This window comes from Pseudonocardia xishanensis (assembly GCF_039541715.1).
GTDB lineage: Bacteria > Actinomycetota > Actinomycetes > Mycobacteriales > Pseudonocardiaceae > Pseudonocardia > Pseudonocardia xishanensis.
Map to the genome: position 1 here is coordinate 25642 of NZ_BAABGT010000112.1, position 11461 is coordinate 37102.

Annotated in this window: 17 protein-coding genes; 11 read left to right on the top strand and 6 right to left on the bottom strand. The window is 75.1% G+C overall.

Translation table 11 applies throughout. The features are described 5' to 3' along the window. Positions 1-819, top strand: a complete 819-nt coding sequence (locus tag ABD993_RS32520) for an SDR family NAD(P)-dependent oxidoreductase (RefSeq protein ID WP_345426824.1) — start codon at positions 1-3, stop codon at positions 817-819. Between the two features lie 165 nt (positions 820-984). On the opposite strand, the gene ABD993_RS32525 is transcribed toward ABD993_RS32520, so the two are convergent. The 3 genes from ABD993_RS32525 to ABD993_RS32535 are packed head-to-tail and all read right to left on the bottom strand — an operon-like array spanning position 985 to position 2629. After that, positions 985-1296, bottom strand: coding sequence for an AzlD domain-containing protein (locus tag ABD993_RS32525; RefSeq protein WP_345426826.1), 312 nt, complete (start codon positions 1294-1296; stop codon positions 985-987). Beyond that, positions 1293-1985 carry an AzlC family ABC transporter permease gene (locus tag ABD993_RS32530; RefSeq protein ID WP_345426828.1) on the bottom strand — a complete coding sequence of 231 codons (693 nt, stop codon included), beginning with the start codon at positions 1983-1985 and terminating at the stop codon, positions 1293-1295. The genes ABD993_RS32525 and ABD993_RS32530 overlap by 4 nt, the downstream gene beginning before the upstream one ends. Further along, entirely contained in the window at positions 1982-2629 is a 648-nt protein-coding gene (locus ABD993_RS32535; RefSeq protein WP_345426830.1) for a GNAT family N-acetyltransferase, read from the bottom strand. Before ABD993_RS32535 ends, ABD993_RS32530 begins: the two co-directional genes overlap by 4 nt. 218 nt (positions 2630-2847) lie before the next feature. On the opposite strand from ABD993_RS32535, the gene ABD993_RS32540 reads away from it, so the two are divergent. From ABD993_RS32540 to ABD993_RS32550, 3 genes are read left to right on the top strand one after another with little or no spacing between them, the layout of a single operon-like run. Continuing rightward, positions 2848-3423 carry an OsmC family protein gene (locus ABD993_RS32540; RefSeq protein WP_345426832.1) on the top strand — a complete coding sequence of 192 codons (576 nt, stop codon included), beginning with the start codon at positions 2848-2850 and terminating at the stop codon, positions 3421-3423. A 59-nt stretch (positions 3424-3482) separates the two neighbouring features. Then, positions 3483-4553 carry an NAD(P)/FAD-dependent oxidoreductase gene (locus ABD993_RS32545; protein WP_345426834.1) on the top strand — a complete coding sequence of 357 codons (1071 nt, stop codon included), beginning with the start codon at positions 3483-3485 and terminating at the stop codon, positions 4551-4553. Beyond that, positions 4550-4729 carry a hypothetical protein gene (locus ABD993_RS32550; protein WP_345426836.1) on the top strand — a complete coding sequence of 60 codons (180 nt, stop codon included), beginning with the start codon at positions 4550-4552 and terminating at the stop codon, positions 4727-4729. The genes ABD993_RS32545 and ABD993_RS32550 overlap by 4 nt, the downstream gene beginning before the upstream one ends. Before the next feature lie 184 nt (positions 4730-4913). Here ABD993_RS32550 and ABD993_RS32555 read toward each other — a convergent pair whose 3' ends face one another. Continuing rightward, the gene (locus ABD993_RS32555; RefSeq protein ID WP_345426837.1) at positions 4914-6086 is read right to left on the bottom strand and encodes a flavin-containing monooxygenase; all 1173 of its coding nucleotides are present in this window, start codon (positions 6084-6086) and stop codon (positions 4914-4916) included. 172 nt (positions 6087-6258) lie between these two features. Between ABD993_RS32555 and ABD993_RS32560 the strand changes: the two genes are divergently transcribed. The 7 genes from ABD993_RS32560 (at position 6259) to ABD993_RS32590 (ending at position 10874) form a co-directional block, all read left to right on the top strand. Beyond that, positions 6259-6678, top strand: coding sequence for a MaoC family dehydratase (locus tag ABD993_RS32560; protein WP_345426858.1), 420 nt, complete (start codon positions 6259-6261; stop codon positions 6676-6678). Then, a complete protein-coding gene (locus tag ABD993_RS32565) occupies positions 6675-6890 on the top strand; it encodes a hypothetical protein (RefSeq protein ID WP_345426839.1) in 216 nt (71 codons plus the stop codon). The genes ABD993_RS32560 and ABD993_RS32565 overlap by 4 nt, the downstream gene beginning before the upstream one ends. Further along, a complete protein-coding gene (locus ABD993_RS32570) occupies positions 6883-7305 on the top strand; it encodes a hypothetical protein (RefSeq protein ID WP_345426841.1) in 423 nt (140 codons plus the stop codon). Before ABD993_RS32565 ends, ABD993_RS32570 begins: the two co-directional genes overlap by 8 nt. Before the next feature lie 41 nt (positions 7306-7346). Further along, complete coding sequence (locus ABD993_RS32575; RefSeq protein WP_345426843.1) at positions 7347-8528, top strand: PucR family transcriptional regulator; 1182 nt, start codon at positions 7347-7349, stop codon at positions 8526-8528. A gap of 82 nt (positions 8529-8610) precedes the next feature. Beyond that, positions 8611-9411 (top strand): SDR family NAD(P)-dependent oxidoreductase, encoded by an 801-nt coding sequence (locus tag ABD993_RS32580; RefSeq protein ID WP_345426844.1) that lies wholly within the window; start codon positions 8611-8613, stop codon positions 9409-9411. Positions 9412-9427: 16 nt separating this feature from the next. After that, the gene (locus ABD993_RS32585) at positions 9428-10249 is read left to right on the top strand and encodes an alpha/beta fold hydrolase (protein WP_345426846.1); all 822 of its coding nucleotides are present in this window, start codon (positions 9428-9430) and stop codon (positions 10247-10249) included. A 241-nt stretch (positions 10250-10490) separates the two neighbouring features. After that, the gene (locus tag ABD993_RS32590) at positions 10491-10874 is read left to right on the top strand and encodes a DUF5313 family protein (RefSeq protein WP_345426848.1); all 384 of its coding nucleotides are present in this window, start codon (positions 10491-10493) and stop codon (positions 10872-10874) included. A gap of 69 nt (positions 10875-10943) precedes the next feature. Here the strand turns inward: ABD993_RS32590 and ABD993_RS32595 are convergent, their stop codons facing one another. Both ABD993_RS32595 and ABD993_RS32600 read right to left on the bottom strand, forming a co-directional pair. Then, positions 10944-11216, bottom strand: a complete 273-nt coding sequence (locus tag ABD993_RS32595; protein ID WP_345426850.1) for a hypothetical protein — start codon at positions 11214-11216, stop codon at positions 10944-10946. Further along, a partial coding sequence (locus ABD993_RS32600) for a hypothetical protein (protein ID WP_345426852.1) occupies positions 11216-11461 on the bottom strand: 246 nt, incomplete at its 5' end. The genes ABD993_RS32595 and ABD993_RS32600, both read right to left, overlap by 1 nt.

The following is an 11461-nucleotide window of genomic DNA, read 5'->3' on the forward strand; positions in this document are numbered from 1 at the left end:
GTGGAGGACTACCGCTTCGCCGGACGCACCGCCGTCCTGACCGGCGCCGCGAGCGGCATCGGCGAGCAGCTCGCGTACGGGCTCGCCGAGCGGGGCAGCTCGCTCGTGCTCGTCGACCGGGACGCCGAGGGGCTGGCCCGGGTCGCGGACACCGTCCGCAGCTCGGTGAAGGTCGAGACGCACGTCGTCGATCTCGCCGACCGGGCCGCCGTGGCCGCGCTCGGCGAGGAGCTCGCCCCGAAGCCGGTCCGGTTGCTGATCAACAACGCGGGCGTCGCGCTCGGTGGCCGGTTCCGCGAGCTCACGCTCGACGAGTTCGAGTGGGTCATGGACATCAACTTCCGGGCCCCGGTGGTGCTGACCCACGCCCTGCTGCCCGCGCTCACGGAGGAGCCGGGTGGGCACCTCGTGAACGTGTCCAGCCTCTACGGGCTGATCGGGCCCGCGGGGCAGTCGGCCTACTCGTCGAGCAAGTTCGCGATCCGCGGGTTCAGCGAGGTGCTGCGCCACGAGCTGGTCGAGACCGGCACCGGGGTCACACAGGTGCACCCCGGCGGGATCCGCACCAACGTCGCCAGGAGTGCCCGCCTGGGGTCCGGTGTGGACCCCGTGGAGGCCGCGCAGCACCAGGCGGCCTTCGCGAAGCTGCTCAGCTACCCGCCGGAGAAGGCGGCCGCGGAGATCCTCGACGGTGTGGAGAAGCGCCGGACCCGGGTGCTGATCGCGGCGAGCGCGAGGATCCCGGACGTGCTCGCCCGGGTCCTGCCCGGCTCCTACGGCCCGGTGCTGGACCGGCTCACCGCGCTCCTGGCCCGCTGAGCGGAGGGCGGGACCGGCCCGGCGCGGCCGTCCTTCTCCGCGATGGCGATGGTGACCGTGCGGTCCGGCGTGCGGCCCGCCCACACGGCCTGGGCCACGACCGGCGGCGCGGTGAGGCGGCATCCGGGGCCTGCCCGGCCCTCGGTTCCTCATCGGTGTTCCTCCTCAGGTCGGCAACAGCCCGGCAGCGAGCATCACGAGCAGGGCGGCCGCCATCGGGGCGGCCAGGCTGCGGAACCGCCAGGCCACGAGGCCGGCGGCGAGCAGAGCGAGATGGGCCGGGGTGGGCACCACCAGGGCGGCCAGACCGCCCTGGTGGACCAGCGCCCCGACGATCAGGGCGGCCAGCGCCGCGGGGCCGATGTGCGGCAGGGCGTCGCGGACCCAGCGCGGCAGCCGCTCCGCGGGCACGATGCCCAGGAACACCACCCGCAGCAGGTAGGTGATGGCGGCGCCGCCGAACAGCACGGCGATCACGGCTTCCTCCCCGCGAGCATCCCGGCCGCGATCCCCGCGACCGCACCCAGCAGGGTCCCGATCCCGGGCGGCAGCGGCGACGCGGCGGCGGCGACGATCCCACCGACCACGGCCGCGGCGATCCCGGTCCGCTTCCTCAGGTGCGACACCAGCAACCCGACCAGCACGGCGGGCGCCGCGATGCCCAGCGGAAGCCAGGTCGGCAGCACCGGCCCGGCCACCAGCCCGACGACGTGTCCGGCGATCCAGCCGATCCCCATCGTGGCGCCGAGCGTCAGCCAGTAGCGGCGGAACGCCGCCCCGCGCAGGTCCGGGCGGGCCGTGGCCAGCGCGTAGGTCTGGTCGATCAGCGTGGCCGCGCCGAGACGGCGGAACCAGCGCGGCTGGTCGGCGAAGCGCGGGGCCAGCGCGGCCCCGTAGAGCAGCAGCCGCGCGTTGATCACCGCGATCCCGACCAGGATCGCGGGCGGACCCGCACCGACGGTGATCATCTGCAGCACCGCGAGGTGTCCCGTGCCGCCGTAGTAGAGCGCCGCGGAGCCGAGACCGGCGGCGACGCCGACCGGGTGCGTCCCGATCGTCAGGCCGATCAGCATCCCGAAGGGCGCCATGCCCAACAGCATCGGGGCGATCTCGCGCACCGCGTCCCGGTCGATCCGACGGGGACGGGGCAGGACGGTGGCGCTCATGCCGCGTCACCACCCGTGGTGCGGACGGGGCGGGTCGGCCGCGGGCGGCGGCGCAGGCGGGCGAGCCTGCGGTCGCGCGAGGCGGCGAGCAGCTCGGCGCGGTGCTGGGCCGCCCGCTCGTAGCCGGCGAAGGGGTTGTTCACGGCGAGGCCTTCCAGGGATGCGGAGACGCGGGTCTCGGGACCCGAGACGCGGCGGGTGTGGTCGGGCAGCAGGCCCGCGAGCAGGCCCAACATGGGGCCGTTGGTGGAGAGGACGTCGGCGTCGACGGTGGTGAAGCCCGCCTCGGCGCCGCGCACCAGCACGGTGTGGACCAGCCGGCCACCGACGCCCCGGCCCTGCCAGGCGTCGACGACCTCGACGGCCAGATCGGCCCGGCCACCACCCGTCGCGATGAGCCGGGCGATGCCGACCGGCTCGTCGCCCACGAAGGCGGCGACGGCGAGGTGCCGCTCCCCGTCGACGGCGGCGAGCGAGGCGCGGACCGCGGGGGTCAGCGCCGGGGTGCCGTAGTGGAAGCGGCGGTAGCGGCTCGTGGCGGACAGGCCTGCGAAGACGGCGTCCAGGACGTCCTCCTCGCCCGGGCCGAGGTCCCGGAGCCGGACGGCGGCTCCGATGTCCGGGTGGACGGTGGTGGTGGTCATGTCGGGCTCCTCTGTTCCGTGACGAGAGGAAGCGTCGCGCCGGGGGTGGTCCCCACTCATCGGGAACGACCACCCATCTCGGCCACCTACCCATGCCCACGCGGCCGTGCCTGGGTAGGTAGTCCGCCGAGATGGGTGGTCGACACCGATGGGCCGGGGTGCCCGCCGCGGGCACGGTTGTCCTCGTCACCGACCGACCACCGACAAGGAGCACGACGATGACCGAGACCGTGAACGACACCATCCGCAACGGCGTCGACACCGCGACCATGTTCGCCACGCTGGACGCGATCAAGGCCCAGCCCGAGATCGCGGCGTTCAAGTTCCGGGCCACGAACACCTGGATCGGCGGCTCGCACAACCGCTCGTCGATCAAGAGCTTCTACGCCGCGTGCGCCGAGGACACCTCGCGCACCGAGGGCTGGACTCTCGACGCGGGCGAGCCCGCCATCCTGCTGGGGGCCGACGAGGGCCCGAACCCCGCCGAGTACCTGCTGCACGCCCTCGCGGCCTGCGTGACGACGTCGCTGGTCTACTCCGCCGCCGCCCGCGGCGTCCGCCTGACCTCGGTGTCCTCCACGCTCGAGGGCGACCTCGACGTGCAGGGCGCGATGGGCGTCAACACCGAGGACTACCGCAACGGCTTCGAGAGGATCCGGATGACGGTGACCATCTCGGGCGACGCGCCGCCGGAGAAGCTGCGCCAGGTCGTCGAGCGCGGCCGCGACCGCTCGGTGGTGTTCGACTCCGTGATGCACGGCGTGCCGATCGAGCTCGACGTCGTCACCGCCTGATCCCCCCTCGGCCGGCCGGGTGCTCCCGGCCGGCCCCTCCCTTCTCCCGGAGGTCCACCATGGACTACGACGCCGTCGTCGTCGGGGCCCGCGCCGCGGGCTCCGCGACCGCGATGCTGCTGGCCCGCGGTGGCCTCGACGTGCTGCTCGTCGACCGCGCCGACCCGGCCCGCGACACCCTCTCCACCCACGCCCTGATGCGCGGCGCGGTCGTCCAGCTGGAGCGCTGGGGGCTGCTCGACGCCATCGTGGCGGCAGGCACCCCCGCCGTCGACCGGACGACGTTCCACTACGGGGACGAGGCCGAGGTCGTCGAGCACCCGCCGCTCTACGCCCCGCGCCGCACCGTCCTCGATCCGCTGCTGCTCGACGCGGCGCGGGCCGCGGGCGTGACCGTCCGGCTCGGCGAGACCGTGACCGGGCTGCTCGGCGGCGACCGCGTCGGCGGGATCGAGACCCGCGGCGGCCTCCGCGTCACGGCCCCGCTGACCGTGGGCGCGGACGGCCTGCGCTCGACCGTCGCCCGGCTGGTCGACGCGGGCACGGTCCGCCGCGGCCGCAACCGCAGCGCGGTGGTCTACGGCTACACCCGGTGGGAGGGCCCCGGCTACGAGTGGTTCTTCCGGCCCGGCGTCTGCGCGGGGATCATCCCGACGAACGACGGGGTGGCCTGCGTCTGGGCGGGCATGCCGCCCGTCCGGTTCGCGGCCCGGCGTGGGCTGGACACCCTCTTCGCCGAGGTGTTCGCCGAGGCCACGGGTGGGCGGGCGGTCCCGGTGGACCGGCTGCGCGGCTTCCCGGGCAACCCGGCGGTCCTGCGCACCCCGACCGGTCCGGGCTGGGCACTCGTGGGGGACGCGGGGTACTTCAAGGACCCGCTGACCGCCCACGGCCTCACCGACGCGCTGCGAGACGCCGAGCTGCTCACCCGGTCCGAGCTGGTCGGCAGCGACTACGGCGGCGTCCGCGACCGGCACTCGCGCCTGCTGTTCTCGGCCGCGGAGCAGATCGCGGGCTACCGCTGGGACCTGCCCGAGCTGCGGGCGCTGCAGCTCGCCCAGAGCGCGGCGAGCAAGGCGGAGGTGCGCATGCTGCGCAGGCTCGACGAGGTCGAGGCGGTGGCGGCGTGACCGCCCGCGAGGCGCTGCCCGGAGACGCCGACGGCGAGCTGCGGGCTCCGCTGCCGCTGGGCGTGAGCGAGGACGTGCGCGCCCCGCTGGAGTTCGTGCTGGAGCGGGAGCATCTCGCCGTGTCGGGGTGCGATCCGCTCCCCGTCGAGCCCGTCGCGCCGGCGGCCGCCGCCTGACCTCCGACCCCCTCGACGCCGCCCGGGATGACCCGGGCGGCGTCGTCGTCGTGTGCGGGGGTCGAGGAGTTCGACGTCCGTGACGGCCGAAAAGAGTGCGCTCAGTGCTGTCCGGGCCGCGCTCACAGCACGCAATCGCCGTTCCTCGCGCGCTGTGAGCACGAAACGTGCCGAAGGACGCCGCTCACGCCGCCAGGAGGCTCGCCGAGGAGCGGGCCTCGATGACCTCCGCCAGGTGCTCGGCGTCGCGGCCGACGCCGTCGAGGAAGCTCGACGACCGGCGCCACTGCCAGCGCAGGCCCAGCAGGTAGAGCCCGGCCGCGGGCGTCACGCCGCGGTGGTGGACGACCCGGCCGTCGGTGTCGAACACCGGCGCCTCGATCCAGTCGTGGTCGCGGGAGAACCCGGTCGCCCACACGGTCACCGCGGGCGCCGCGGGTGTTCCCGCCGGCACGGCGCGCGGTGCGGCGGGAGCGGTCGGCAGGCCGAGGTGGGCGTCGACCGCGGCCCGGAACCGGTCGGCGTTGCGGTCGGCCGCGGCCACGGACTCCGCGAGGTCGTCCGCGAACACCGGCACGGCGCCGTCGAACCCGAGGAGCCTGCCGTGCGCCTGCACGCCCTCGGCGACCAGGCGCGGGACGTCCAGGTCCCGGGTGCCGCCGGTCAGCACCGCGTGCGGGGTGCGGCCGGGCGGGTGCGGCAGGGTGTCGACGGTCCGGTCGAGCATCCCGAGCCGCTCCATCCAGTCGTAGGCGTCCCTCCCGCGGTAGCGCCGCGGCATCGCCTTGTGCCGCCCGACGGCGAGGTGCACCTCCCGCCCGGCCCGCACCAGCTCCAGCGCGATCTGCTGCCCCGAGGGGCCCGCGCCGACGACCAGGACCGGTCCGGCGGGCAGTGCCGCCGGGTTCCGGTAGTCCGCGGTGTGCAGGCTCGGGACGGGCGCAACGACGTCCGGGATCCGGGGCCGGGTCATCTCCCCGGTCGCGACGACGACGTTCCCGGCCCGCAGCCGTCCGGCCGAGGTCTCCAGCCGCCAGCCGCCCGCGACGCGGTAGAGCCGTCGCACGTCCACTCCCACGCGCACCGGGGCGGAGAAGGAGTGCGCGTAGTCCTCCAGGTACCGCGCGACCTCCTCGCCGGTCATGAACCCGCCGGGGTCCGGGCCCGAGTACCGCCAGTCGGGCAGTCGGGCGAGCCGGTTGGGGCTGAGCAGCGTGAACGAGTCCCAGCGGCGGCTGCGCCAGCTGTCGGCGACCGCGGCGCGCTCCAGCACGACGTGGTCGCGGCCCTGCGCCGTCAGGCAGTGGCTCATGGCCAGCCCGGCCTGCCCGGCGCCGACGATCACGGTGTCGATCATGATGGTCTCCCTTGTGTCGGTGTGGGTCCGACGGTAGGGATCCCGGGCCCGCGAGCCATCGGTGGCGACCACCCATATCGCCTCCGAGATGGGCAGTCACCACCCATGTCACCGACCCCCCGCGCTCGTAGCGTCCGTCCCGGACCACGACAGGGAGCGAGAGATGGACGAGATGCCACGGCGGCGGACGACCCCACGGGTCGGTGCCGTCGCCACGAGGTCGCGTCTGGTGACCCGCCGCGACATCGAGCTGTTCACCGAGATCTCCGGGGACCGCAACCCGCTGCACTACGACGTCGCGCGGGCCACGGCGAGCCGCTTCGGCGGGATCGTGGTGCAGGGCGGGGTGACGACCGCGGTGCTCAACGCCGTGGTGGCCGAGGACCTGCCGGGTCCCGGGAGCGTGTTCCTGCAGCTCGACGTGCGGTTCCTGGCCCCGGTCCGACCGGGTGACGTGATCACCGGCACGGTCGAGGTGACCGCCGTCCGCGAGGACAAGCCGATCACCACGGTGGCCGTGCGGGTGACCCGGGACGACGGCGTCACGGCCGTGTCCGGCACTGCCGTCTGCTATACGGAGGACCTGTCGTGACCAGCGCAGGCACCGTGACCGACCTGGCTCCCGAGCGCTCGCTCGTGTTGGAGCAGACCCGCGTGGCGCTCGCCCGGTTCGCCGACCTGGTCCGCGGGATCGGCCCGGCGGGCCCGACCGCCGTGGGGCACTGGTCGGTGCGAGACGTCGCCGCCCCCGTCGCCTGGGGCACCCGGCTCTACGCCGACCTCCTGGGGGGAGGCCGTGGATGAGGAAGCCGTGCGACACCCGGGCGTCCGCGAACCCGGCCGCCGCGAGCCTGCACAGCACCTCGTCGTCGAGGGCGCCGGGCGGGTCAGCTCCCGGCGCGGCTCACCGAAGAGCGCCCACCTCGCCACCATCCCCTACGCGTCCTGCTCCTACCGGGACGCGCGGCAGGACGTCGCGGTGGCCGAGTGCCACGCGGCGTGGGACCCCGACCCGGCCCGCTCCCGGCACCTGTTCGCCGAGCCGGAACCGCCGCTGGGCTTCGATCCCGCCGCGATGTTCGCGGGCGGCCTGGAGTCGCCGGACGCCGGCATCGTGGTCCTGCGGCCGTGGCGGCTGCGCTGGGCCGAGGCGTCGGACATGGCGGCCGGCGGCGGGCCGGTGGTCTGGACCCCGTCCGACGCGCCGGTGGGTCGCTGACCGCTCGCGACCGCCCGGGCCCGTCACTACGCTCCTGCCGGGTGCCGGACCTGCAGACCCTCGTCGACGATCTCGCGGCGGAGCTGGGCCGCTCGGTCGTGGTGAACGACCCCGCCGTGCGGATGCTGGTCACCAGCAGGCACTTCGGCGACGAGGACGAGGTCCGGGTGCGGGCCGTCCTGCAGCGGGACGCGGGCCCGGAGGTCGCGCGGTACGTCCTGGCGCAGGGCGTCGCCCGCTGGGGTCGGTCGGGGATCGTGGCCGCGCAGCCCGCCCTGGGACTGCGGGCGCGGCTCTGCGTGCCGGTGCGCGAGCGCGGCGAGCTGCTCGGCCTGCTGATGGTGATCGACGCCGACGGCTCGCTGTCCCCGGCGCAGGTGCGGCGCATCGAGGAGGTCGCCGCGGCGGCCGCACCCGCCCTCGCCGGGGGCTCCGCCGAGGCGCGCGCAGCGGAGTCCTTGCTGGTCGAAGGTGTGATGAGCGAGGACGAGGGGCGTCGGCGAGCCGCCGTGTCCGCCGCCGCGGCCCGAGGTCTGCCGACCGCGGGGCCGGTGGTGGTGACCGTCGTGACCGGCCCGGCGGGCGCCGGCACCGAGGGCGCCCTCCGGGCCGCGCTCGGGTCGGCGGCGCATCGCCACCGCAGCCTCGTCGCGGTGGACGCGCAGCGCGGCACGATCATCCACACCGGACTGGACGCCGTCGGGGCCGCCGCGGTCGCCCGGCGGATGGTGGACACCGCGGCCGGTCTGCTCGCCGCGCCGGGCGTGGTGGCCGGCGTCGGGGAGACGGTCGACGGGCTCGACCGGGCCTGGCGCTCCGGGCGCCGGGCGGCCGCCGCGGCGCGCGGTGCCGCCGCGGGGATCGGTGGCCGCCGGGCGTCCGTCGTGCGCTGGTCCGACCTCGGCCCGTACGCCCTGTTCCTCCAGCTGCCGCCGGAGGCACTCACCCCGGCCCTGATCCCCGATCCGGTGGCCCGGCTGCTCGCCGACCCGCGCTCGTCCCGGCTGGTGGAGACCCTGCGGACCTATCTGGACCTGGGTGGGTCCATGCCGCGCACGGCCGACGCGCTGCACCTGCACCGGACCTCGCTGTACTACCGGCTGGACCGGATCCGCGAGATCACGGGCCTCGACCTGCACTCCGGCGCGGACCGGCACGTGCTGCACACCGGGCTGCTGCTCGCCGACCTGATTCCTACAGACCGTGGAAAGGCCGGGTCCTGACTTCCCGCACCCGTGCGTAGCGGGGCCTGCGGGCGGCGGCCCAGACTCGCCGTCGACACCAGCGACGGGGAGGCGGCGGACGATGCGGTTGGCGGGCCGGACGGCGTTGGTGCTCGGCGGCGGACAGGCCGAGGCTCCCGACCCCTCCGGGAGCGCTGTCGGCATCGGGTTCGCCATCGCGACGACCTTCGCCCGGCACGGGGCCTCCACGGTGGTCGTCGACAAGGACGCGGCGGCGGCCGCCCGGACCGTCGAGGACATCCGGCGGTGCGGCGGGCGGGGACTCGCGGTCGTCGCCGACGCGACCGACCCCGACCAGGTCGAGGCCGCGGTCGCGGAGGCGGTGACCGCGTTCGACGGGCTCGACGTCGTGGTCAACAGCGTGGGGGCGACCCGGCTGGGTGGTCCCGAGGAGCTCACGCTCGCGCAGTGGCGGGCCACGCTCGCGGTCAACCTCGACAGCGTGTTCGTCAGCGCGCAGAAGACCCTCCCGCACCTGCTGGAGCGCGGCGGGGCCATCGTCAACGTCTCGTCGACGGCGTCCATCCGGTGGACCGGCTACCCCTACCCCGCCTACGCGGCGGCCAAGGCCGCGGTCAACCAGCTGACCCGCAGCCTCGCCCTGCAGTACGCGGACCGCGGCATCAGGGTCAACGCGATCCTGGCCGGGCTGATCGACACCCCGCTCGTGTACCGACAGCTCGCGGCGGACGCCGACACCGCCGCCGTCCGGGCCGAGCGGTCCGCGCTGAGCCCCACCGGGGCGATGGGCACCGCCTACGACATCGCGCACGCCGCGCTCTACCTGGCCTCGGACGAGGCCGCCTACGTCACCGGAACGCTGCTGCCCGTCGACGGCGGGCTGCACGTCCGGGCCGCGTGAACCGGGAGGAGAACCGATGGACAGCTTCACCACCCAGGACGGTGTCGCACTGCGCTACCGCGACACGGGCGGCACGGGCGTGCCGCTGGTCATGCTGCACGGCTGGGGTCAGACCCAGGAGATGTTCCGCCACCAGGTGGGCGTCCTCGACCGCCGCGTGGTCACGCTGGACCAGCGCGGGCACGGGCGCTCGGACAAGCCGCACCACGGCTACCGGATCGCCCGGCTCGCCCGGGACGTGCAGGAGCTGCTGGACCACCTCGAGCTGGCCGAGGTCGACGCGCTCGGCTGGTCCATGGGCGCCTCGGTCTGGTGGAGCTTCCTCGACCAGTACGGCAGCGGCCGGGTCCGCAGGCTCGTGGTCGTCGACCAGCCCGCCGCGGTGGCCGCGGTGCCGTGGATGACCCCGCAGGACCAGGCGGACAGCGGGGCGATCTTCGACGTCGCGGCGCTGGTCGGGCTCGGTGAGGCGCTGCACGGGCCGGAGGGGGCGAAGGCCGCCGAGGACTTCGTGCGCGGGATGTTCAGCGGCGAGGTGGACCCGGAGCTGTGGGCGTTCGTGCGGCAGGAGATCACCCACACCCCGCCGTACGCCGGCGTCCCGCTGCTGTGGGACCACTGCGCCCAGGACTGGCGAGACGTCCTGCCGCGCATCGACCGGCCGACGCTCGTACTCGGCTGCGAGGGCAGCCACGTCGACCCGGCCTCGCAGCGCTACATCGCCGAGCAGGTGCCGGACGCGCGGCTGCACGTCTTCCCGCGCGAGGTCGCGAGCTCGCACTTCCCGTTCCTGCAGAACCCGGCGGCGTTCAACGCGGTGCTGGAGGAGTTCCTCTGAGCTCGGCGGCGTGCCGGGGCGCGGGTCCCGCGGGAGGGGTCAGCCGAGTCCTCCGCGCTCGACGAGCTGGTCGTCTGCCGGAGCCGACGGCGGCGGAGCGGCCGGGCCCGAGTAGTCCGCGCGGACCTCGCCGCGGGACGGGTGTGGTGCTCGCCCACTCCGCCCGGCGCAGACCCAGCGCGGCCGTCGAGGTGGTCGCGGGCGAGCTGGCACGGGCGGTGCGCGAGCGTAGCCTCGAGCCGTGATCCAGCGACCCGACCCGGTGCGCTGGCTCTGGTACGCCTTCGGCGGCAGGCTCCCGGCGCGGAACCGCGAGTGGGTGCTGTACGACGCCACGTGCCGGACCTGGGTGGTCCGGCACCTGCTGCGCACCGCCGTCCCACTCGCGGTGATCTCCGTGCCGATCGTGCTGTTCGTGCCGGGTGAGCTGTGGGTGCGGCTGTGCGGGCTGCTGCTGGGCTGGCTGGTCTCCGCGCAGTTCGCGATCTTCCTGCTGCACGACGCGGTCGACCACCGCACCCGCCGCGCGGGCTACCCACCCGGCTACGCCCAGGCCGTCCGGGACGAGGCGGCCCGCGCGGAGCGGGAACGCACCCGCGCCCGCTACCGAGACCGCTACTCCTGACCCGCTCCCCGCGCGAGACCCGCACTCCCGACACGCGAGTCCCCCGCTTCGGACAGCCGAGTCGGACGTCTAGAACGGGGGCACACCGGGGACGGAGCCCGGGGCGCTGAACCCGCCGACCGGCATGCACAGCCCCGCCGGGGTCGGCGCGCTGAACTGGCCCACCGCCAACCCCGCGTTCGAGGTCGGGGAGTTCTTGCACATCACGACGGAGGGCGGGCTGTAGTCCGCCAGCGCGGGCGCCGCGCCCCCGGCCCACACCAGGAGCCCGCTCCCGCCCACGATCAGGACGGTGCGCAGGGTCGTCCGTGCGCCTCGGGACAGGTTCTTCTTCGGTGACATCAGGCGATCTCCTTCTCGGTTGCGATGACGACGGACACGACGGCGAGCAGCGGGACGGCCGGGATGTGCCAGAGGAAGTCCAGCCCGCTGTGCACGGCCAGGGCGGCGAGGACGGCGAGCGCGCCGACCGCGGCGAGCGGAAGGCTCCGACCGGACCGCGGACCTCCGTCGCGCCGGGTCCCGACGACTAGAGCGTGTCTCCCAAACATCGGCGGCGTGTAGCTCCATGATCGGTGCATGGTCAG

Excerpts from the sequence above, each read along its gene's own strand:
- ABD993_RS32530 (WP_345426828.1), bottom strand. The coding sequence starts at position 1,985 with ATGAGCGCCACCGTCCTGCCCCGTCCCCGTCGGATCGACCGGGACGCG.
- ABD993_RS32535 (WP_345426830.1), bottom strand. The coding sequence starts at position 2,629 with ATGACCACCACCACCGTCCACCCGGACATCGGAGCCGCCGTCCGGCTC.
- ABD993_RS32540 (WP_345426832.1), top strand. The coding sequence starts at position 2,848 with ATGACCGAGACCGTGAACGACACCATCCGCAACGGCGTCGACACCGCG.
- ABD993_RS32545 (WP_345426834.1), top strand. The coding sequence starts at position 3,483 with ATGGACTACGACGCCGTCGTCGTCGGGGCCCGCGCCGCGGGCTCCGCG.
- ABD993_RS32555 (WP_345426837.1), bottom strand. The coding sequence starts at position 6,086 with ATGATCGACACCGTGATCGTCGGCGCCGGGCAGGCCGGGCTGGCCATG.
- ABD993_RS32560 (WP_345426858.1), top strand. The coding sequence starts at position 6,259 with ATGCCACGGCGGCGGACGACCCCACGGGTCGGTGCCGTCGCCACGAGG.
- ABD993_RS32580 (WP_345426844.1), top strand. The coding sequence starts at position 8,611 with ATGCGGTTGGCGGGCCGGACGGCGTTGGTGCTCGGCGGCGGACAGGCC.
- ABD993_RS32585 (WP_345426846.1), top strand. The coding sequence starts at position 9,428 with ATGGACAGCTTCACCACCCAGGACGGTGTCGCACTGCGCTACCGCGAC.
- ABD993_RS32595 (WP_345426850.1), bottom strand. The coding sequence starts at position 11,216 with ATGTCACCGAAGAAGAACCTGTCCCGAGGCGCACGGACGACCCTGCGC.